This is a genomic window from Streptomyces sp. NPDC041135, from assembly GCF_055592085.1.
The window spans coordinates 100393-121289 of record NZ_JBVIYZ010000016.1 but is presented as its reverse complement, the minus strand read 5'-3'; the positions used below and the strand labels follow the sequence as shown (position 1 = coordinate 121289).

General features: G+C 72.5%; 18 protein-coding genes. 15 read left to right on the top strand and 3 right to left on the bottom strand.

What is annotated here, in order from left to right:
• Window positions 1–56 precede the first annotated feature (56 nt).
• Window positions 57–1286 (bottom strand): DUF349 domain-containing protein, encoded by a 1230-nt coding sequence (locus ACZ6CZ_RS28740; protein WP_469026863.1) that lies wholly within the window; start codon window positions 1284–1286, stop codon window positions 57–59.
• A 148-nt stretch (window positions 1287–1434) separates the two neighbouring features.
• The gene (locus ACZ6CZ_RS28735) at window positions 1435–2259 is read right to left on the bottom strand and encodes a peptidylprolyl isomerase (protein WP_469026861.1); all 825 of its coding nucleotides are present in this window, start codon (window positions 2257–2259) and stop codon (window positions 1435–1437) included.
• Between the two features lie 178 nt (window positions 2260–2437).
• Here ACZ6CZ_RS28735 and ACZ6CZ_RS28730 point away from each other — a divergent pair, with 178 nt between their 5' ends.
• From ACZ6CZ_RS28730 to rpsD, 5 genes are all read left to right on the top strand, one after another.
• A complete protein-coding gene (locus ACZ6CZ_RS28730) occupies window positions 2438–3145 on the top strand; it encodes an MBL fold metallo-hydrolase (protein ID WP_469026858.1) in 708 nt (235 codons plus the stop codon).
• 13 nt (window positions 3146–3158) lie between these two features.
• Entirely contained in the window at window positions 3159–4421 is a 1263-nt protein-coding gene (gene hisS, locus ACZ6CZ_RS28725; protein ID WP_469026856.1) for a histidine--tRNA ligase, read from the top strand.
• Between the two features lie 297 nt (window positions 4422–4718).
• Window positions 4719–5375, top strand: coding sequence for a vitamin K epoxide reductase family protein (locus ACZ6CZ_RS28720; protein WP_469026854.1), 657 nt, complete (start codon window positions 4719–4721; stop codon window positions 5373–5375).
• Window positions 5376–5459: 84 nt separating this feature from the next.
• Window positions 5460–6815 carry a replication-associated recombination protein A gene (locus ACZ6CZ_RS28715; protein WP_469026852.1) on the top strand — a complete coding sequence of 452 codons (1356 nt, stop codon included), beginning with the start codon at window positions 5460–5462 and terminating at the stop codon, window positions 6813–6815.
• 338 nt (window positions 6816–7153) lie between these two features.
• The gene (gene rpsD, locus ACZ6CZ_RS28710) at window positions 7154–7768 is read left to right on the top strand and encodes a 30S ribosomal protein S4 (RefSeq protein WP_469026850.1); all 615 of its coding nucleotides are present in this window, start codon (window positions 7154–7156) and stop codon (window positions 7766–7768) included.
• A gap of 24 nt (window positions 7769–7792) precedes the next feature.
• Here rpsD and ACZ6CZ_RS28705 read toward each other — a convergent pair whose 3' ends face one another.
• On the bottom strand, window positions 7793–9958 hold the full coding sequence (locus tag ACZ6CZ_RS28705; protein ID WP_469026848.1) for an ATP-binding protein: 2166 nt from the start codon (window positions 9956–9958) through the stop codon (window positions 7793–7795).
• A 162-nt stretch (window positions 9959–10120) separates the two neighbouring features.
• Between ACZ6CZ_RS28705 and ACZ6CZ_RS28700 the strand changes: the two genes are divergently transcribed.
• The 10 genes from ACZ6CZ_RS28700 (at window position 10121) to ACZ6CZ_RS28655 (ending at window position 20880) form a co-directional block, all read left to right on the top strand.
• Window positions 10121–10549 (top strand): DUF948 domain-containing protein, encoded by a 429-nt coding sequence (locus ACZ6CZ_RS28700; RefSeq protein ID WP_469026895.1) that lies wholly within the window; start codon window positions 10121–10123, stop codon window positions 10547–10549.
• 16 nt (window positions 10550–10565) lie between these two features.
• Window positions 10566–10991, top strand: a complete 426-nt coding sequence (locus ACZ6CZ_RS28695) for a hypothetical protein (protein ID WP_469026845.1) — start codon at window positions 10566–10568, stop codon at window positions 10989–10991.
• Window positions 10991–13663 carry an alanine--tRNA ligase gene (alaS, locus tag ACZ6CZ_RS28690; RefSeq protein WP_469026843.1) on the top strand — a complete coding sequence of 891 codons (2673 nt, stop codon included), beginning with the start codon at window positions 10991–10993 and terminating at the stop codon, window positions 13661–13663. The genes ACZ6CZ_RS28695 and alaS overlap by 1 nt, the downstream gene beginning before the upstream one ends.
• 15 nt (window positions 13664–13678) lie before the next feature.
• A complete protein-coding gene (ruvX, locus tag ACZ6CZ_RS28685) occupies window positions 13679–14143 on the top strand; it encodes a Holliday junction resolvase RuvX (RefSeq protein ID WP_469026840.1) in 465 nt (154 codons plus the stop codon).
• Between the two features lie 123 nt (window positions 14144–14266).
• Window positions 14267–16042 carry an endolytic transglycosylase MltG gene (gene mltG, locus ACZ6CZ_RS28680; protein ID WP_469026838.1) on the top strand — a complete coding sequence of 592 codons (1776 nt, stop codon included), beginning with the start codon at window positions 14267–14269 and terminating at the stop codon, window positions 16040–16042.
• The gene (locus tag ACZ6CZ_RS28675) at window positions 16023–16862 is read left to right on the top strand and encodes a shikimate dehydrogenase (RefSeq protein WP_469026836.1); all 840 of its coding nucleotides are present in this window, start codon (window positions 16023–16025) and stop codon (window positions 16860–16862) included. Before mltG ends, ACZ6CZ_RS28675 begins: the two co-directional genes overlap by 20 nt.
• Before the next feature lie 187 nt (window positions 16863–17049).
• Window positions 17050–18234: a chorismate synthase gene (aroC, locus tag ACZ6CZ_RS28670; protein WP_469026833.1), complete on the top strand. Its 1185-nt coding sequence runs from the start codon at window positions 17050–17052 to the stop codon at window positions 18232–18234.
• A 32-nt stretch (window positions 18235–18266) separates the two neighbouring features.
• Window positions 18267–18749: a shikimate kinase gene (locus tag ACZ6CZ_RS28665; protein WP_469026893.1), complete on the top strand. Its 483-nt coding sequence runs from the start codon at window positions 18267–18269 to the stop codon at window positions 18747–18749.
• Complete coding sequence (gene aroB, locus ACZ6CZ_RS28660; protein WP_469026830.1) at window positions 18746–19834, top strand: 3-dehydroquinate synthase; 1089 nt, start codon at window positions 18746–18748, stop codon at window positions 19832–19834. Before ACZ6CZ_RS28665 ends, aroB begins: the two co-directional genes overlap by 4 nt.
• 167 nt (window positions 19835–20001) lie before the next feature.
• Window positions 20002–20880 (top strand): Pro-rich N-terminal domain-containing protein, encoded by an 879-nt coding sequence (locus ACZ6CZ_RS28655; RefSeq protein ID WP_469026828.1) that lies wholly within the window; start codon window positions 20002–20004, stop codon window positions 20878–20880.
• Window positions 20881–20897: the final 17 nt, after the last annotated feature.

Below are 20897 nucleotides of genomic sequence, written 5' to 3'. Positions count from 1 at the left end.
CACGCGAGAGGGCCCCGTACGGCGCGTACGGGGCCCTTCGCGTGTCGGACGGAGAACTAGCCGCCGAACTCCTGGAGGCCCTTCAGAGCCTGGTCCAGGAGTGCCTGACGGCCCTCCAGCTCCCGCTCGAGCTTGTCGGCCCGGGACGTGTTGCCCTGGGCGCGGGCCTGCTCGATCTGGCCCCGCAGCTTGTCCACGGCCGCCTGGAGCTGACCGGTCAGACCCTCGGCACGCGCGCGTGCCTCCGGGTTCGTCCGGCGCCACTCCGTCTCCTCGGCCTCCTGGATGGCCCGGTCGACCGCGTGCATCCGGCCCTCGACCTTCGGACGCGCGTCGCGCGGCACGTGCCCGATGGCCTCCCAGCGCTCGTTGATCGAGCGGAAGGCGGCCCGGGCCGCCTTCAGGTCGGTGATCGGCAGGAGCTTCTCGGCCTCCTCGGCCAGCTCCTCCTTCAGCTTGAGGTTCTCCGACTGCTCCGCGTCCCGCTCGGCGAAGACCGAGCTGCGGGCGGCGAAGAACACGTCCTGGGCGCCGCGGAAGCGGTTCCACAGGTCGTCCTCGTGCTCGCGCTGGGCCCGGCCCGCGGCCTTCCACTCCGCCATCAGCTCGCGGTAGCGGGCCGCCGTGGGACCCCAGTCCGTCGAACCGGACAGCGACTCGGCCTCGGCGACCAGCCGCTCCTTGATCTTGCGGGCGTCCTCGCGCTGCGCGTCGAGCTGCGCGAAGTGCCCCTTGCGGCGCTTGGAGAACGCCGACCGGGCGTGCGAGAACCGGTGCCACAGCTCGTCGTCGGACTTGCGGTCCAGCCGCGGCAGACCCTTCCAGGTGTCCACCAGCGCCCGCAGCCGCTCACCGGCGGCCCGCCACTGGTCGGACCGGGCCAGCTCCTCCGCCTCCGCGACCAGCGCCTCCTTGGCGTGCCGGGCCTCGTCGGACTGCTTGGCCCGCTGCGCCTTGCGCTCCTCGCGGCGCGCCTCGACCGTCTCCACGAGCTTGTCCAGCCGGCCCCGCAGCGCTTCCAGGTCACCGACCGCGTGGTGCGCGTCGACCTGCTCGCGCAGGTGGCCGATGGCGGCCTGGGCGTCCTTCGCCGACAGGTCGGTGGTCCGCACACGCTTCTCGAGGAGGCCGATCTCGACCACCAGTCCCTCGTACTTGCGCTCGAAGTAGGCCAGCGCCTCCTCAGGGGAGCCGGCCTGCCAGGAACCGACGACCTGCTCGCCGTCGGCCGTACGCACGTACACGGTCCCCGTCTCGTCGACGCGGCCCCACGGGTCGCTGCTCACAGCGCCTCCTCCACATGATGCCGGCGGGGGTCTCAGCGCCCCCGGCATCGTCCACAGTTTCGTCACGGCCAACATAGGCGACCAGCGGGTTGCCTGTCCGCATCCAGCGCGACCGAAATTGGCCGCCCGGCGCGCCCCGCTCGCCGCGTCAGGACTTGGTGACCGTCGCCTTGTTGATCACCACCGTCGCGTTCGGTGCCCCGTCGCCCTGCCCGGTGCTCTCGCCCGCGGCGGCGATCTTCTTCAGCACCTTCATGCCCGCCGCGTCGACGGTGCCGAACGGCGTGTAGCTCGGCGGCAGCTGGCTGTCCTGGTAGACGAGGAAGAACTGGCTGCCGCCGGTGTGCTTCTGGCCGGTGTTGGCCATGGCCACCGTACCCGCCGGATACGTGTTGCTCTTGAGGCTTTTGTCCTTCAGGTTCTCGTCCGGGATGGTGTAACCCGGACCGCCGCTGCCGGTGCCCGTCGGGTCGCCGCACTGGAGCACGTAGATGCCGTTGGTGGTGAGGCGGTGGCACTTGGTGTGGTCGAAGTAGCCCTTGCCCGCGAGGAAGTCGAACGAGTTCACCGTGTGCGGGGCCGCCGACGCCTTCAGCGCGATGCCGATGTCACCGCACGTCGTCGCCAGCTTCATCGTGTACGCCGCCGACGTGTCGATCGTCGTCGCCGGCTCCTTCTTCCAGCTCAGCTTCTTCACCGAGCCCGCCGCGGCCTTCTCGCAGGGGTCCGGCGCCTTGCTGGTGGGCGGGGCGCTGGGCGTGGGGCTCGCGGCCGCGGCGGCCTTGTCGTCGTCGTTGCCCTTCAGCACCCCGGTCGTGTACAGCACGACGCTGCCGATCACGACCACGCCGAGGACCGACGCGATGACCGCGTTGCGCATCCGCGCCTTGCGCCGCAGGTCCGTGCGCCGCTGCTGCTGCCGCAAGAACTTCTCCCGGGCGAGCTGACGCCGCCGCTGCTCCTGGCTGACCACCGGGTTCTCTCCTCATGCGTGTCGTGTGCCGACCGGTACGCGTGCGTCCTGTGAGCCGAGCGCTGCGTGTAGCCCCGTACCGTATATGGGTTCGCTGAGGAAACGGCAGCGCCGGTAGGCTCTGACCGCGGCGGAAGCCGCCTGCGAGACGCCACATTCGACACAACGAAGGACGATCGTGCTCATTGCCGGGTTCCCCGCCGGGGCCTGGGGGACGAACTGTTATCTCGTCGCCCCCGCCGCCGGTGAGGAGTGCGTGATCATCGACCCCGGCCACCAGGCCGCCCCAGGCGTCGAGGAAGCGCTGAGGAAGCATCGGCTCAAGCCCGTCGCCGTCGTCCTGACCCACGGCCACATCGACCACGTGGCCTCGGTCGTCCCGGTGTGCGGCGCGCACGACGTGCCCGCCTGGATCCACCCCGCGGACCGGTACATGATGAGCGACCCCGAGAAGGCGATCGGCCGGTCCATCGGCATGCCGCTGATGGGCGAGCTGACCGTGGGGGAGCCGGACGACGTCAGGGAGCTGAGCGACGGCGCGGCCCTCGCCCTCGCGGGCCTGGAGTTCTCCGTCGCCCACGCACCGGGCCATACCAAGGGGTCGGTGACCTTCCGGATGCCCGAGAGCGCCGACGTGCCGTCGGTGTTCTTCTCCGGGGATCTGCTGTTCGCCGGCTCCGTCGGACGCACCGACCTGCCCGGCGGCGACATGGCCGAGATGCTCGGCTCGCTGGCCCGGGTGTGCCTGCCGCTCGAGGACTCGACCGTGGTGCTGTCCGGCCACGGCCCCCAGACGACCATCGGCCAGGAGCGCGCCACCAACCCCTATCTGCGGCAGGTGGCGGCCGGCCAGGGAGCGTCCCCCGCTCCCCGACGAGGAATGTGACGAGAGACCTTCCGTGAGCACCTTCAAGGCCCCCAAGGGCACCTACGACCTGCTCCCTCCCGACTCCGCGGTCTACCTGGCGGTGCGCGAGGCCATCGCCGCGCCGCTGCGGGCCTCCGGCTACGGCTACATCGAGACGCCCGGCTTCGAGAACGTCGAGCTGTTCGCGCGCGGGGTCGGTGAGTCCACCGACATCGTGACCAAGGAGATGTACGTCTTCGAGACCAAGGGCGGCGACCGGCTCGCCCTGCGCCCGGAGACCACCGCCCCGGTCCTGCGGGCGGTGCTGGAGGCCAATCTGCACAAGAGCGGCAACCTGCCGGTGAAGGTCTGGTACTCCGGCTCCCAGTACCGCTACGAGCGCCCCCAGAAGGGCCGCTACCGGCACTTCTCCCAGGTGGGTGCCGAGGCGATCGGCACGGAGGACCCCGCGCTGGACGCCGAGCTGATCATCCTGGCCGACCAGGCGTACCGCTCGCTCGGGCTCAGCGACTTCCGCATCCTGCTGAACTCGCTCGGCGACAGGGAGTGCCGGCCGGTCTACCGCGCCGCGCTCCAGGACTTCCTGCGCGGCCTGGACCTCGACGAGGAGACGCTGCGCCGCGCGGACATCAACCCCCTGCGCGTCCTGGACGACAAGCGCGCGGACGTGCAGAAGCAGCTGACGGACGCGCCGCTGCTGCGCGACTACCTCTGCGACGCCTGCAAGGCCTACCACGAGGAGGTCCGCGAGCTGATCACGGCGGCGGGCGTGACCTTCGAGGACGACCCGAAGCTGGTGCGCGGCCTGGACTACTACACCCGGACCACGTTCGAGTTCGTGCACGACGGTCTGGGCTCGCAGTCCGCGGTGGGCGGCGGCGGCCGCTACGACGGGCTGTCGGAGATGATCGGCGGGCCCGCCCTGCCGTCCGTCGGCTGGGCCCTCGGCGTCGACCGCACGGTGCTCGCCCTGGAGGCGGAGGGCGTGGAGCTGACCCTGCCCTCCACCACCAGCGTCTTCGCCGTCCCGCTCGGCGAGGAGGCCCGGCGGCTGCTGTTCGCCAAGGTCACCGAGTTGCGCAAGGTCGGCATCGCGGCCGACTTCGCCTACGGCGGCAAGGGGCTGAAGGCGGCCATGAAGGCGGCCAACCGCTCCGGCGCCCGCTACGCCCTGGTGCTCGGGGAGCGCGACCTCGCCGAGGGCGTCGTCCAGCTCAAGGACATGGAGTCCGGCGAGCAGACGGCGATCGGCGTCAACGAGATCGTGGCGGAGCTGGAGTCGCGGCTCGGCTAGCCCGAGGCGGCACGAGCGTGCGGCGGGCGCCGCGGACCCCACCGGGTGCGCGGCGCCTTCGCGTGCCGCCGTCCCGCGGCCCCGGCCGGGCGGCGAGCGGGTGCGTCAATCCGGCGGGCGCCGGTTCCTCCCCGTTCGGGTGTGCCGTCATGCTCCCGATCGGCGGCCGGAACCGAACGCCCGGGGCCGTCGGTGCGTACGTCCTTATGCGCAGCGAACGGTGGACCCGCGCGCGTGTGCGGCACAATGACCGTGCCCGAAGATGGTCCGACTCTCTCCAGTGACGGAATCGGCGTGATGAGCAAGACGACAGTCAAGGACGTCTCCGCGGAGCCCGGGCCCGGGCGTGCCGCCGACGCACCCCACGGCGTGGGCGGCAGCCGCGCCTTCGCCCTGCTGCTGGTGATCACCGGCGCGGCCGGTCTGCTGGCCGCCTGGGTCATCACGATCGACAAGTTCAAGCTCCTCGAGGCCAAGGTCGCCGGCACGACGTTCACCCCCGGGTGCAGCCTCAACCCGGTGGTCTCCTGCGGCAGCGTCATGGAGAGCAAGCAGGCCGCGGCCTTCGGCTTCCCCAACCCGATGCTCGGCCTGGTCTGCTACGGCATCGTCGTCTGCGTCGGCGTCAGCCTGCTGGCCCGCGCCCGCTTCCCGCGCTGGTACTGGCTGACCTTCAACGCCGGCACCCTCTTCGGTGTCGGGTTCTGCACCTGGCTGCAGTTCCAGTCGCTGTACCGGATCGGCGCCCTGTGCCTGTGGTGCAGCCTCGCCTGGGTCGCGACGATCACCATGTTCTGGTACGTCACCTCGTTCAACGTCCGCAACGCCCTGCTGCCGGCCCCCCGCTGGCTGAAGGGCTTCTTCGGCGAGTTCACCTGGGTGCTGCCGGTGCTGCACATCGGCATCATCGGCGTCATGATCATGACGCGCTGGTGGGACTTCTGGACCAGCTGACCGGACCGGCTGACCGGCCCGGCCGCGAGGCCCCCGGCCGGGAGCGCCCGCCCCGTTGTCGGTGCCGTGTTCTAGGGTTTCAGGGTGGAGCCCGACCTGTTCACCGCCGCAGCAGAAGAACGCCAGGAGAAGGACCCGTCCGCCAGCCCCCTGGCGGTCCGGATGCGCCCGCGCACCCTCGACGAGGTGGTGGGCCAGCAGCACCTGCTCAAGCCCGGCTCACCCCTGCGCCGGCTGGTCGGCGAGGGCTCCGGCGGCCCGGCGGGACCGTCCTCGGTGATCCTGTGGGGGCCGCCCGGCACCGGCAAGACCACGCTGGCGTACGTCGTCTCCAAGGCCACCGACAAGCGGTTCGTGGAACTGTCGGCGATCACCGCCGGCGTCAAGGAGGTCCGCGCGGTCATCGACGGCGCCCGCCGCGCCAGCGGAGGCTTCGGCAAGGAGACCGTCCTCTTCCTCGACGAGATCCACCGCTTCAGCAAGGCCCAGCAGGACTCCCTGCTCCCGGCGGTCGAGAACCGCTGGGTGACGTTGATCGCCGCGACCACCGAGAACCCGTACTTCTCGGTGATCTCCCCGCTGCTGTCCCGCTCCCTGCTGCTCACCCTCGAACCCCTCACCGACGACGACCTGCGCGGCCTGCTGCGGCGGGCGCTCGCCGACGAGCGGGGCCTGGCCGGCGCCGTCGCGCTGCCCGCGGACACCGAGGACCACCTGCTGCGCATCGCGGGCGGAGACGCCCGGCGGGCCCTGACCGCCCTGGAGGCCGCCGCCGGCGCCGCGCTCGACAAGGGCGACGCCGAGATCGCCCTGACGACCCTGGAGGAGACGGTCGACCGGGCCGCCGTCACCTACGACCGCGACGGCGACCAGCACTACGACGTCGCCAGCGCCCTCATCAAGTCCATCCGCGGCTCCGACGTCGACGCCGCGCTGCACTACCTGGCGCGCATGATCGAGGCCGGCGAGGACCCCCGGTTCATCGCCCGCCGCCTGATGATCTCCGCCAGTGAGGACATCGGCCTCGCCGACCCGGGCGCGCTGCCCCTCGCGGTCGCCGCCGCCCAGGCCGTCGCCATGATCGGCTTCCCCGAGGCGGCGCTCACCCTCAGCCACACCACCATCGCCCTCGCCCTGGCCCCCAAGTCCAACGCCGCGACGACCGCGATCGGCGCCGCCCTGGAGGACGTCCGCAAGGGCCTGGCCGGACCCGTGCCCGCGCACCTGCGCGACGGGCACTACAAGGGCGCCGCCAAGCTCGGCCACGCCCAGGGGTACGTGTACCCGCATGACCTGCCCGAGGGCATCGCCCCGCAGCAGTACGCCCCCGACGCCCTCGCCGGCCGCGAGTACTACACCCCGACCCGGCACGGCGCCGAGGCGCGCTACGCGGACGCCGTCGACTGGACCAGGAAGAACCTCGGTCGCAGGCGGTCGTGAGCACCCTGTAGACTGCTGCGAAGTGCTGAGTCCCGTGTCCGGGCCCCCGTAAGGGGAACCGGACACCACCAGAACGGGACATCCAGCCGGAGGACCCGCCCGCGGGCAGGACTTCCAGGAGCGTCGCGCACCGTCGAACGGTGTCGCGGGCAGCCCACCACCATCCCGCACCGACGGGGACCGGTCGGTGGGCCACTCGCGTGCTGCACGTATGTGCCCAGACCAGGGAGCGGCTGCCCACCCCGTCCACGACGAGGAGGGTTTCCCCGGCTGCGGATGCGACCTCCCCTAACCCTGGTGAAGCCGTATTCGCATCAGAGACACGAGGTGTTTGGTTCATGGCGAACCAGTCCCGCCCCAAGGTCAAGAAGTCGCGTGCCCTCGGCATCGCGCTGACCCCGAAGGCCGTCAAGTACTTCGAGGCCCGCCCCTACCCGCCCGGCGAGCACGGCCGCGGCCGCAAGCAGAACTCGGACTACAAGGTCCGTCTGCTCGAGAAGCAGCGTCTGCGCGCGCAGTACGACGTGTCCGAGCGTCAGCTCGTCCGCGCCTACGAGCGTGCCTCCAAGGTGCAGGGCAAGACCGGTGAGGCCCTGATCATCGAGCTGGAGCGTCGCCTCGACGCCCTGGTCCTGCGTTCGGGCATCGCCCGCACGATCTACCAGGCCCGCCAGATGGTCGTCCACGGCCACATCCAGGTCAACGGTCAGAAGGTCGACAAGCCGTCCTTCCGCGTGCGTCCGGACGACGTCATCCAGGTCCGCGACCGCTCCAAGGACAAGACGCTCTTCCAGGTCGCCCGCGAGGGTGGCTTCGCCCCCGACGGCGAGACCCCGCGCTACCTCCAGGTGAACCTCCGCGCCCTGGCCTTCCGCCTGGACCGCGAGCCGAACCGCAAGGAGATCCCGGTGATCTGCGACGAGCAGCTCGTCGTCGAGTACTACGCCCGCTGATCACCAGCCGGACGCAGTACCACCTCAGCCCGTCGTCTCCCCGCCCTTGCGGGTGGGGGAGGCGGCGGGTTCGCGCATTCCGGCCCCGGTCCGGGCCTGCCGCACCGGCCCCGACGGCCCGGGCGGCACGGCCGGCGGCCGCGCCGGACGCCGGCCCAGCGCCCGCGCCACCGCCGCCCGACGGTCCAGCCCCGCCCCCTGCCGCCGGCACTCCTCGTACCGCCCGTCGCCCAGCGTCCGGCGCGCCGTCGCCTCGCACAGCTCGTGCGGGGCGTTGTAGTACGCCGAACCGAACAGCGGCAGCCCCACCGACGGCCACAGCCGGGCGGCCGCGCCCTGGAGCACCGCCGCCTCGGCCGCGTCGCCCTGCGTCACCGCCACCAGGGCCAGCAGCTCGATGGACAGCACCGAGCCCAGCAGGTCGTGGAAGGCGTGCGCATGACCGAGGCAGTCCGTCAGCAGCTCCCGGGCGCCCGCCGGATCCCCGTTGCGCCAGGCCGCGTACGCCAGTACGTACAGCGCGTACGACCTGGCCCAGCGCTCCCCGTGGTCCTCGCACACCCGGCGCACGTCCTCGCACAGCCGCACCGCGTGCGGCAGATCGCCCTGGAACGCCCGCGCCATCGCCAGCTCCACCTGAGCCATCAGCACGTTGCTGTTCAGCTCGCCGATCTCCCGGTAGCGCTCCAGCGCCGAGCACAGCAGCGCCTCCGCCCGCGGCATGTCGTCCGTGACCAGCGCCAGACAGCCGGTGCGGTGCTCCGCGTACGCCACCGCCGCCGGGTCGGCGGCCCGCTCCGCCGCCTCCCGGCACTCCCGCAGCGCGGCCAGCGCCGGCACCGTGTCGCCCTGGAGGATCGCCACGTACCCGAGCACCCACAGCGCCTTCAGCCGGGACTGCTCGTAGGGCGAGCGCAGCTCCACGCTCCGCTCCAGCCAGCGCCGCCCCTCCGACAGCCGCCCGCACCCCGCCCAGCAGAACCACAGCGCGCCCGCCAGGTACTGCCCCAGATGGGCGTCGTCGGGATCGGTCAGGCACTGCTCCAGGGCCACCCGCAGGTTCGGCAGCTCCGTCTCCACGCGCACGGCCACCTCGCCCTGGCGCGGGGAGAACCAGTCCAGCTCGCAGGAGGTGGCGAGCCCCAGGTACCAGTCGCGGTGGCGCCGCCGCAGCCGCTCCGCGTCCCCGGTCGCCTCCAGCCAGTCGGCGCCGTAGGCCCGGACGGTGTCCAGCATCCGGTAGCGCGGGCCGGCCGGGGTCTCCTCGCGGGCGGCCACCGACTGCGCCACCAGCTGGGCCAGCACCTCCAGCACGTCCCCGGCGGGCAGCCCGTCCCCGCTGCACACGTACTCGGCGGCCTCCAGGTCGAAGGTCCGGGCGAACACCGACAGCCGCGCCCACAGCAGCCGCTCGGGCGGCGTGCACAGCTCGTGGCTCCAGCCGATCGCGGTGCGCAGCGTGCGGTGGCGGGGCAGCGCGTCCGGGCCGCCGCCGGTCAGCAGCCGGAACCGGTCGTCGAGCCGCTGGAGCAGCTGCGCGGGGGACAGCACCCGCAGCCGGGCCGCGGCCAGCTCGACGGCCAGCGGGATGCCGTCCAGGCGCCGGCACAGCTCCCGTACCTCCGCGCAGTCCCGCACGGCCGCCCCCAGCTGTCCGGCCCGGTCCGCGAACAGCTCCACCGCCTCGTCCTCGCCGAGCGGCGCCAGCGGCACCAGCCGCTCGCCCGCCACCCCCAGCGGCCGCCGGCCCACCGCCAGCACGCGCAGGTCCGGCAGGTGGCGCAGCAGGTCGGCCACGAGCGCGGCGCAGGCGTCCACCAGGTGCTCGACGCCGTCCAGCACCAGCAGCAGCCGGCGCCCGGCCAGGTGGTCCAGCAGCGTCTCGCGCGGCGGGCGGGCGGTGTGGTCGGTCAGCCCCAGCGCCTCCACCACGGCGTAGTCGGTGAACTCCGCGTCCGGCACCGCGGCCAGCTCCACCCGCCAGGCCCCGTCCCGCGGCGCCGCGGCGGCCGCCGCCCGCGCGGCGAGCCGGGACTTGCCCACCCCGCCCGGACCGGTCACCGTCACCAGCCGGGACGCCTCCAGCGCGGCGGCCAGCCCGGCGAGTTCGGCGGACCGCCCCACGAACGCGGTGAGTTCCAGGGGGAGATTGCCGTCCGTACCGGGTCGCGTGCGCTGAGGATCTCGCATGGGACACGGAGGGTACTGAAGCGTGCGCGTTCCGTACAATCGCTTCCCCCAACTCCGGCACTTCACCCACGGCAATCCGGTATGGAGTCGCATCCCCGGCGCGATAGGCTCGGTCCACGACTTTTTCGATGTTCACGCACGTCTAGGGAGCGGGTGCGCACAGTGTCCGGTGGTGAGGTGGCCGGGATCCTGGTGGCCGTGTTCTGGGCGATCCTGGTCTCCTTCCTCGCCGTGGCACTGGTGAGACTGGCCCAGACGCTCCGGGCCACCACCAAGCTCGTCGCGGACGTGACCGACCAGGCCGTCCCGCTGCTCGCCGACGCCTCGCAGGCGGTGCGCTCCGCGCAGACCCAGATCGACCGGGTCGACGCCATCGCCTCCGACGTCCAGGAGGTCACCTCCAACGCCTCCGCGCTGTCGACCACCGTCGCCTCCACCTTCGGCGGCCCGCTGGTCAAGGTCGCGGCCTTCGGCTACGGCGTGCGCCGTGCGCTCGGCGGCCGCAAGGAGGACGTGCCCGCGAAGGCACCGAGGCGTACGGTGATCGTGGGCCGGACGGTCCCGGGCGCGCGGCGGGGCAAGCGGAAGTAAGGACTGTGACCTAGCGATGTTCCGCCGTACGTTCTGGTTCACCTCGGGTGTCGCCGCCGGTGTGTGGGCCACCACCAAGGTCAACCGCAAGCTGAGGCAGCTGACTCCGGAGAGCCTCGCCGCGACCGCGGCCAACAAGGCCCTGGAGACGGGCCGGCACCTCAAGGACCGGGCGGTCGGCTTCGCGCTCGACGTCCGCGACAACATGGCCCAGCGGGAGGCCGAACTCACGGACGCCCTCGGCATCCGCGAGGACCCCGAACTCCCCGCCCCCCGGCGGCACGCCGCCCTGGAGGACGGCACCGGCCCCCGGGCGTACGTCATCGAGGGCACCGCGTCCGAGCACCGCCCGGACCCGCACCGGATCGACGCGCACCGGCCGGACGCGCGCCGGACGGACACCGACAAGAAGAACCCGTACAACCGGAATGAGGACCACTGATGGAGTCGGCCGAGATTCGCCGCCGCTGGCTGAGCTTCTTCGAGGAGCGCGGGCACACCGTCGTCCCTTCGGCGTCGCTCATCGCGGACGACCCGACTCTGCTGCTCGTCCCGGCCGGCATGGTGCCCTTCAAGCCCTACTTCCTCGGTGAGGTCAAGCCGCCCTTCGCCCGCGCCACCAGCGTGCAGAAGTGCGTGCGCACCCCCGACATCGAAGAGGTCGGCAAGACCACCCGCCACGGCACCTTCTTCCAGATGTGCGGCAACTTCTCCTTCGGCGACTACTTCAAGGAAGGCGCCATCAAGCACGCCTGGGAGCTGCTCACCAGCCCCCAGGACAAGGGCGGTTACGGCCTCGACCCCGAGCGGCTGTGGATCACCGTCTACAAGGACGACGACGAGGCCGAGCGCATCTGGCACGAGGTCGTCGGCGTGCCCAAGGAGCGCATCCAGCGCCTCGGCATGAAGGACAACTACTGGTCCATGGGCGTGCCCGGACCGTGCGGGCCCTGCTCCGAGATCAACTACGACCGCGGCCCCGAGTTCGGCGCCGAGGGCGGCCCGGCCGTCAACGACGAGCGGTACGTGGAGATCTGGAACCTGGTCTTCATGCAGTACGAGCGCGGCGAGGGCATCGGCAAGGACAACTTCGAGATCCTCGGCGAACTGCCCAGCAAGAACATCGACACGGGCCTCGGCCTCGAGCGCCTCGCCATGATTCTGCAGGGCGTGCAGAACATGTACGAGATCGACACCTCCATGGCCGTCATCAAGAAGGCCACCGAGCTGACCGGTGTCTCCTACGGCGACGCCCACGAGTCCGACGTCTCGCTGCGCGTGGTCACCGACCACATGCGCACCTCCGTGATGCTCATCGGCGACGGCGTCACCCCCGGCAACGAGGGCCGCGGCTACGTCCTGCGCCGCATCATGCGCCGCGCCATCCGCAACATGCGGCTGCTCGGGGCCACCGGCCCGGTCGTCAGCGAACTGATCGACACCGTCATCGCGATGATGGGACAGCAGTACCCGGAGCTGGTCACCGACCGCGAGCGCATCGAGAAGGTCGCCGTCGCCGAGGAGAACGCCTTCCTCAAGACGCTGAAGGCCGGCACCAACATCCTCGACACGGCCGTCACCGAGACCAAGCAGTCCGGCGGCACGGTCCTGGCCGGCGACAAGGCCTTCCTGCTGCACGACACCTGGGGCTTCCCCATCGACCTCACGCTGGAGATGGCCGCCGAGCAGGGGCTGTCCGTGGACGAGGACGGCTTCCGCCGCCTGATGAAGGAGCAGCGGGAGCGCGCCAAGGCCGACGCCCAGGCCAAGAAGACCGGGCACGCCGGCGCGGGTGCCTACCGGGAGATCGCCGACAGCGCCGGCGCCACCGACTTCGTCGGCTACTCCGACACCGAGAGCGAGTCCACGATCGTGGGCATCCTCGTCGACGGCGCCTCCTCCCCGGCCGCCACCGAGGGCGACGAGGTCGAGATCGTCCTGGACCGCACCCCGTTCTACGCGGAGGGCGGCGGCCAGATCGGCGACACCGGCCGGATCAAGGTCGACACCGGCGCCGTCATCGAGGTCCGCGACACCCAGAAGCCGGTGCCGGGCGTGTACGTCCACAAGGGCGTCGTCCAGGTCGGCGAGGTGACCGTCGGCGCCAAGGCCCAGGCCTCCATCGACCACCGGCGCCGCAAGGCCATCGCCCGCGCCCACTCGGCCACCCACCTCACCCACCAGGCACTGCGCGACGCCCTCGGCCCGACGGCCGCCCAGGCCGGCTCGGAGAACCAGCCCGGCCGCTTCCGCTTCGACTTCGGCTCGCCGTCCGCCGTGCCGACGGCCGTGATGACGGACGTCGAGCAGAAGATCAACGAGGTGCTCGCCCGCGACCTCGACGTCCGCGCCGACGTCATGGGCATCGACGAGGCGAAGAAGCAGGGCGCCATCGCCGAGTTCGGTGAGAAGTACGGCGAGCGCGTCCGCGTGGTGACCATCGGCGACTTCTCCAAGGAGCTGTGCGGCGGCACGCACGTGCACAACACCGCCCAGCTGGGCCTGGTGAAGCTGCTCGGCGAGTCCTCCATCGGCTCCGGTGTCCGCCGTATCGAGGCGCTCGTCGGGGTGGACGCCTACCACTTCCTCGCCCGTGAGCACACGGTCGTCGCGCAGCTCCAGGAGCTGATCAAGGGCCGCCCGGAGGAGCTTCCGGAGAAGGTCTCCGCCATGCTCGGCAAGCTGAAGGACGCCGAGAAGGAGATCGAGAGGTTCCGCGCCGAGAAGGTGCTCCAGGCCGCCGCCGGTCTCGCCGAGTCCGCCCGGGACGTCCGCGGGATCGCCGTGGTCACCGGCCGGGTCCCGGACGGCACGACCGCCGACGACCTGCGCAAGCTGGTCCTCGACGTGCGCGGCCGCATCCAGGGCGGACGCGCCGCCGTGGTCGCGCTGTTCGCGGTCAGCAACGGCAAGCCGCTCACGGTCATCGCCACCAACGAGGCCGCACGCGAGCGCGGACTGAAGGCCGGTGAGCTGGTCCGCGCGGCCGCCAAGACCCTCGGCGGCGGCGGTGGCGGCAAGCCCGACGTCGCCCAGGGCGGCGGCCAGAACCCGGCCGCGGTCGGCGAGGCCGTGGAAGCGGTCGAGCGCCTGGTCGCCGAGACCGCGGCGTAGGAAGCGGCCGAGCGGATGAGAAGAGGACGCCGGCTCGCCATCGACGTCGGGGACGCCCGGATCGGGGTCGCCTCGTGCGACCCCGACGGGATCCTCGCCACCCCGGTGGAGACCGTCCCCGGCCGGGACCTGCCCGCGGCGCACCGCCGGCTGCGGCAGCTGGCCGAGGAGTACGAACCCATCGAGGTCGTCGTCGGGCTCCCGCGCTCCCTCAAGGGGGGCGAGGGCCCGGCCGCGGTCAAGGTGCGGGCCTTCGCCGCGGAGCTGGCCCGGGGCATCGCGCCGGTGCCGGTGCGCCTGCTCGACGAGCGGATGACCACGGTCACGGCCGCTCAGGGACTGCGCGCCTCGGGAGTGAAGTCCAAGAAGGGCCGGTCGGTGATCGACCAGGCGGCGGCCGTCATCATCCTTCAGCAGGCGCTGGAATCCGAACGGGTGTCAGGCAATGCACCCGGCGAGGGCGTCGAAGTGGTCATCTGATCGCGATACGGTAACGTTCCGCGCGATGCGGCGGTGTTCGAACAGCCGCCGCACAGAGAGAGGCGGAGCGGAAACCGGCCCAGCAGCCGCGTGACCGCCCGGCCTCGCGGCTCTAGGGGATCGATGACTGAGTATGGCCGGAGCCCGGGCTCCGAACCGTGGCATCCGGAGGACCCGTTGTACGGGGACGGCGGATGGGAAGGGCAGCAGGCGCAGCAGTCTGCCCACGGCGGCCGGCCGCAGCACCCGCAGGAGCAGCAGAGTCACGGCGACTGGAACGAGCAGTCCGCCGGGTACGGCCCGCAGCAGTACACGTATTACGACGAGCACGGCCGGCCCCGGTACGCCGACGGACAGCACCAGCAGCACCAGCAGTTCCAGCAGCAGCAACCCCAGCAGCAGTACGACGAGCAGCAGTACGCGCAGCAGTACGGCCAGCAGGGCTACGACCAGCAGCAGTACGCCGCGCAGGTCCAGCAGCAGCAGTACCCCCAGGGCACCTGGGACGCGACCGGCACCCACGGGCACGTGCCGTACGCCGCCGACCCCGGCGACCCCTACGGCCAGCAGCCCGTGGCGTACGGCGGGGAGCAGCCCGACTTCTACGGCACCGAGGACGCCTTCCCGCCGCCGCAGCCCCCCGGCCGCAGAGGCCCCGAACCGCAGGCCGAGCCGGAGACGGACTGGGACCCCGGCGAGGACCAGGGCGAGCACGCCTTCTTCGGCGGCGGCGATGACGACGACGATGACGACGCCGACGCGGACGACCCGAAGGCGGCTCGCGGGCGCGGGCGGAGCAAGGGCGGCAAGGGCGCCAAGAAACGCCGCAACGGCTGCGCCTGCCTGGTGGTCCTGCTGGTCTTCGGCGGCGGCCTGGGCGGTGTCGGCTACGTCGGCTACAAGTTCTACCAGAACCGCTTCGGCGTCGCCCCGGACTTCGCGGGCGACGGCACCTCCCAGGCGGTCACGGTCGAGATCCCCAAGGGCGCGGGCGGCTACGAGATCGGCCGGCGCCTGAAGGAGGCCGGGGTCGTCAAGAGCGTCGACGCCTTCGTGCACGCGCAGACGCAGAATCCCGAGGGCGGCACCATTCAGGCGGGCGCCTATCTGATGAAGAAGGAGATGTCCGCCGCCAGCGCCGTCAAGCTCATGCTCGACCCCAGGAGCCAGAACAACGTGGTCGTCACCGAGGGCGAGCGCGCGGTCGACGTGTACACGGCGATCGACAAGAAACTCAAATTGCGCTCCGGCACCACGAGAAAGATCGCCAAGAAGGAATACAAGAGCTTCGGACTGCCCGACTGGGCGCACAGCAGCGGCAAGGTCATGGACCCGCTGGAGGGCTTCCTCTACCCGGCCACCTATCCCGCCGCCAAGGGCATGAAGCCGGAATCGGTACTGAAGCAGATGGTCGCCCAGGCCAAGGAGAAGTACGCCGCCTACGACCTCGCGGGGCAGGCGAAGGCCATGAACCTGGACAGTCCGTTCCAGCTCATCACCGTCGCCAGCCTCGTCCAGGCCGAGGGCAAGACCCACGACGACTTCCGCAAGATGGCCGAGGTGGTCTACAACCGCCTCAAGCCCACGAACACGGAGACCAACCGGCTGCTGCAGTTCGACTCGACCTTCAATTACCTGAAGGGCCAGAGCAACATCCACATCAGCGAGTCCGAGATCAACAGCAACCGGGACCCGTACAACACCTACACCCGGGAAGGTCTCCCGCCCGGCCCCATCGGCAACCCGGGAGCGGACGCGCTGAAGGCGGCGGTGAATCCGACGCACGACGGCTGGCTCTATTTCGTGGCGACCGACGGTCAGAACAACACCGAATTCGCCCGGACCTACGAAGAATTCAAGCAGCTCAAGGACAAGTTCAATGCCACCTCGGGGAACTGACGCCCGCCGGGCCGCCGTGCTCGGTTCGCCGATCGCCCACTCCCTCTCCCCGGTCCTGCACCGCGCCGCCTACGACGCGCTCGGGCTCACCGGCTGGACGTACGACCGCTTCGAGGTCGACGAGGCCGCCCTGCCCGGCTTCCTGGAGCGGCTGGGAGCGGAGTGGGCGGGGCTGTCGCTGACCATGCCGCTGAAGCGGGCGGTCATCCCGTTGCTGGACGGGATCAGCGACACGGCCGCCTCGGTCGACGCCGTCAACACGGTGGTCGTCACCGACGACGGCCGCCGCCTCGGCGACAACACCGACATCCCCGGCATGGTCGCCGCGCTGCGCGAGCACGGCATCGAGCAGGTCGACTCGGCCGCGATCCTCGGCGCCGGCGCCACCGCCTCCTCCGCCCTCGCCGCCCTGGCCCGCGTCTGCACCGGCGAGGTCGTCGCCTACGTCCGCAGCGAGGCCCGGGCGGCGGAGATGCGCCGGTGGGGCGAGCGGCTCGAGGTCGACGTGCGCACCGCGGACTGGGCCGACGCCGGCCGGGCCCTGCGCGCCCCCCTGGTGATCGCCACCACGCCCGCCGGCACGACGGACGACCTCGCCGCCGCCGTGCCCGAGCGCCCCGCCGCCCTCTTCGACGTGCTGTACGAGCCCTGGCCCACCGCCCTCGCCGCCCGCTGGTCGATGTTCGGCGGGGCCGTCGTCAGCGGCCTCGACCTGCTGCTGCACCAGGCCGTCCTCCAGGTCGAGCGCATGACCGGCCGCGCCCCCGCCCCCCTGGAGGCCATGCGCCGGGCCGGCGAGAAGGCCCTGGCCGAGCGCTGACACCCGCGCCCGCCGCATCCGGAGCCGCCGTTCCGCGTCCGCCTGCTGGACCGGCGGCCGGACAGGGTCCCGGGCGTGGGAGGATCGGAGGTGGCGGGCCGGGGCCGCGCACCCGGTCGCGCCGTCGCCGTACGCGAGGACACGCGTACACAGGGCAGTACCAGGGCGCGAGCACTGAGGAGCACCGTTGAGCAGGCTGCGTTGGCTGACCGCGGGGGAGTCCCACGGTCCCGCACTCGTCGCGACGCTGGAGGGCCTTCCCGCCGGCGTGCCGATCACCACGGACATGGTGGCGGACCACCTGGCGCGGCGGCGGCTCGGTTACGGCCGCGGTGCGCGGATGAAGTTCGAGCGCGACGAGGTCACCTTCCTGGGCGGCGTCCGGCACGGGCTGACCCTCGGTTCCCCGGTCGCGATCATGGTCGGCAACACCGAGTGGCCCAAGTGGGAACAGGTCATGGCCGCCGACCCGGTGGACCCGGAGGTGCTGGCCGGCCTCGCGCGCAACGCGCCGCTGACCAGGCCCCGGCCCGGCCACGCGGACCTCGCGGGCATGCAGAAGTACGGCTTCGACGAGGCCCGCCCGATCCTGGAGCGCGCCTCGGCGCGCGAGACGGCCGCCCGCGTCGCGCTCGGCGCGGTCGCCCGGTCGTACTTGAAGGAGACGGCCGGGATCGAGATCGTCTCGCACGTCACCGAGCTGGCCGCGGCCAAGGCCCCCTACGGCGTCTACCCCACGCCCGCCGACGTCGAGAAGCTGGACGCCGACCCGGTGCGCTGCCTGGACGCCGACGCGTCGAAGGCGATGGTCGCGGAGATCGACCAGGCCCACAAGGACGGCGACACCCTCGGCGGCGTCGTCGAGGTGCTGGCCTACGGCGTGCCGGTCGGCCTCGGCTCGCACGTGCACTGGGACCGCCGCCTCGACGCCCGGCTCGCCGCCGCCCTCATGGGCATCCAGGCGATCAAGGGCGTCGAGGTCGGCGACGGCTTCGACCTGGCCCGGGTGCCCGGTTCCCAGGCCCACGACGAGATCGTCGGCACCGCCGAGGGCATCCGGCGCTCCACCGGCCGCTCCGGCGGCACCGAGGGCGGCCTGACCACCGGCGAGCTGCTGCGGGTGCGCGCCGCCATGAAGCCGATCGCGACCGTGCCGCGCGCCCTGCGGACGGTCGACGTCGCCACCGGCGAGGCCACCCAGGCCCACCACCAGCGCTCCGACGTCTGCGCGGTCCCGGCCGCCGGCATCGTCGCCGAGGCGATGGTGGCGCTGGTGCTCGCCGACGCGGTGGCCGAGAAGTTCGGCGGCGACAGCGTGCCCGAGACCCGCCGCAACGTGCGCTCCTACCTCGACGCCCTCCCGATCCGGTGACGGCCGTGCCTGCGGTCGTCCTGGTCGGCCCGATGGGCGTGGGCAAGTCCACCGTCGGGCAGCTGCTGGCCGAGCGGCTCGGCGTGGCCTACCGGGACACCGACGAGGACATCGTCGCCGCCGAGGGCCGCACCATCGCCGAGATCTTCGTCGACGAGGGCGAGGCCGCCTTCCGCGCGATCGAGAAGCGCGCGGTGCGCACGGCCCTCGCCGCCCACCCGGGCGTCCTCGCGCTCGGCGGCGGCGCGATCCTGGACGAGGACACGCGCGCGCTGCTCGCCGGACAGCGCGTGCTCTACCTGTCGATGGACGTCGAGGAGGCCGTCCGGCGCACCGGCCTCAACGTCGCCCGGCCCCTGCTCGCCGTCAACCCGCGCAAGGCGTGGCGCGAGCTGATGGAGGCCCGGCGGCACCTGTACGAGGCGGTCGCCACGGCCGTCGTGGCCACCGACGGCCGTACGCCCGAAGAGGTCACCGAAGCAGCGCTGGACGCACTGGAGTTGAAGCAAGCATGAGCGAGGCAGTCACCCGGATCCAGGTCGGCGGCGCCGGGGAGGAGCCCTACGAGGTGCTGGTGGGCCGGCAACTCCTCGACGAGCTGGGCGGGTTGATCGGACCCAGGGCCAAGCGCGTCGCGGTGATCCACCCGGAGGCGCTGGCCGAGACCGGGGACGCGCTCCGCGCCGACCTGGCCGGGCAGGGCTACGAGGCCGTCGCCATCCAGGTGCCCAACGCCGAGGAGGCCAAGACCGCCGAGGTCGCCGCCTACTGCTGGAAGGCGCTCGGCCAGTCCGGCTTCACCCGCTCCGACGTCGTCGTCGGCGTGGGCGGCGGCTCCACCACCGACCTGGCCGGCTTCGTCGCCGCGACCTGGCTGCGCGGGGTGCGCTGGGTCGCCGTCCCGACCACCGTGCTGGCCATGGTCGACGCGGCGGTCGGCGGCAAGACCGGCATCAACACCGCCGAGGGCAAGAACCTGGTCGGCTCCTTCCACCCGCCCGCGGGCGTGCTGTGCGACCTGGCCGCGCTGGACTCGCTCTCCGTCAACGACTACGTCTCCGGGCTCGCGGAGATCATCAAGGCCGGTTTCATCGCCGACCCGGTGATCCTGGACCTCATCGAGTCCGACCCCGAGGCCGCCCGCACCCCCGCGGGACCGCACACGGCCGAGCTGATCGAGCGGTCGATCCGGGTCAAGGCGGAGGTCGTCTCGGCCGACCTGAAGGAATCGGGCCGGCGCGAGATCCTCAACTACGGCCACACGCTGGGCCACGCCATCGAGAAGAACGAGCGCTACACCTGGCGGCACGGCGCCGCCGTCGCGGTGGGCCTGCACTTCGCCGCCGAACTCGGCCGTCTCGCGGGCCGGCTGGACGACGCGACGGCCGACCGCCACCGCACCGTCCTGGAGTCGGTCGGGCTGCCCCTGCACTACCGCTACGACCAGTGGCCGAAGCTGCTGGAGGCGATGAAGGTCGACAAGAAGTCCCGCGGGGACCTGCTGCGCTTCATCGTCCTGGACGGGCTGGCCAGGCCCACCGTCCTGGAGGGCCCCGACCCGGCCGTGCTGCTCGCCGCCTACGGGGAAGTGGGCCAGTAGCCCCCGCGCCGCTCCCTGCGCGGGGTCCGTCCCGCGCGCCGGGCACTTCGCACCGCCCCCGGTCGTTTCACCGAACGACGGCCGGGGACGGTACCGTTCCGGAGGGAGCGGGCCGGCGTACCCCGCTGCCGGGATCACATCGCCTGCACGAGATGGAGTGGCAACGGATGCAGCACGCAGTGGGGTCTCCGCTGCCGCCGCCCCACCTGCCGGGGCCGCCGGCCGCCGGCTGGGCGCCGGCCGCGCACCACCCGGGGGCCCACCAGGGTTCCGCACCCGTGCCCCCGCCGCCACCCGGCGTCCCCGCGCCCGGCCCCGCGGCCCCCTCCGCGGCGGTGCCGCCCGCGGCGCCCCCGCTGCACGTCCCGGTGCCCGCCCCGCAGGCCCCGCCCGCGCCGGACGCCACCGGCCATGTGCGGCTGCCGCCCGGCGGCCCGGTCGGCGTCCCCAGCGCACCGCCCGCCACCGCGTCCGCAGCGGAGGCGCCCGCGGCCACCCTGGCCGTGCTGCTCATCGGCCCGGCGGGCGCCGGCAAGACCAGCGTGGCCAAGTACTGGGCGGACCACCGCCGGGTGCCCACCGCCCACATCAGCCTCGACGACGTGCGCGAATGGGTGCGCTCGGGCTTCGCCGACCCGCAGTCCGGCTGGAACGACCACTCCGAGGCCCAGTACCGCCTCGCCCGCCGGACCTGCGGCTTCGCCGCCCGCAACTTCCTGGCCAACGGCATCTCCTGCATCCTGGACGACGCCGTCTTCCCGGACCGCCCCGTCGTCGGCCTGGGCGGCTGGAAGCGCCACGTCGGCCCCGGCCTGCTCCCGGTCGTCCTGCTGCCCGGCCTCGACATCGTGCTGGAGCGCAACGCGGAGCGGACCGGCAACCGCCGCCTCACCGACGAGGAGGTGGCCCGCATCCACGGCCGCATGGCCGGCTGGTACGGCTCGGGCCTGCCGATCATCGACAACTCCCAGCTGGACGTCCCCGAGACGGCACGGGTCCTGGACGAGGTGCTCACCCGGGCGATCGCCAGCCCCCCGACCTGGTAGCGGGGCGGGCGGGCACC

Coding starts and splice junctions, on each gene's coding strand:
- ACZ6CZ_RS28675 (WP_469026836.1), top strand. CDS start 16,023: ATGCCACCTCGGGGAACTGACGCCCGCCGGGCCGCCGTGCTCGGTTCG.
- ruvX (WP_469026840.1), top strand. CDS start 13,679: ATGAGAAGAGGACGCCGGCTCGCCATCGACGTCGGGGACGCCCGGATC.
- ACZ6CZ_RS28695 (WP_469026845.1), top strand. CDS start 10,566: ATGTTCCGCCGTACGTTCTGGTTCACCTCGGGTGTCGCCGCCGGTGTG.
- aroB (WP_469026830.1), top strand. CDS start 18,746: ATGAGCGAGGCAGTCACCCGGATCCAGGTCGGCGGCGCCGGGGAGGAG.
- ACZ6CZ_RS28665 (WP_469026893.1), top strand. CDS start 18,267: ATGGGCGTGGGCAAGTCCACCGTCGGGCAGCTGCTGGCCGAGCGGCTC.
- ACZ6CZ_RS28720 (WP_469026854.1), top strand. CDS start 4,719: ATGAGCAAGACGACAGTCAAGGACGTCTCCGCGGAGCCCGGGCCCGGG.
- alaS (WP_469026843.1), top strand. CDS start 10,991: ATGGAGTCGGCCGAGATTCGCCGCCGCTGGCTGAGCTTCTTCGAGGAG.
- ACZ6CZ_RS28705 (WP_469026848.1), bottom strand. CDS start 9,958: ATGCGAGATCCTCAGCGCACGCGACCCGGTACGGACGGCAATCTCCCC.
- ACZ6CZ_RS28655 (WP_469026828.1), top strand. CDS start 20,002: ATGCAGCACGCAGTGGGGTCTCCGCTGCCGCCGCCCCACCTGCCGGGG.
- rpsD (WP_469026850.1), top strand. CDS start 7,154: ATGGCGAACCAGTCCCGCCCCAAGGTCAAGAAGTCGCGTGCCCTCGGC.
- mltG (WP_469026838.1), top strand. CDS start 14,267: ATGACTGAGTATGGCCGGAGCCCGGGCTCCGAACCGTGGCATCCGGAG.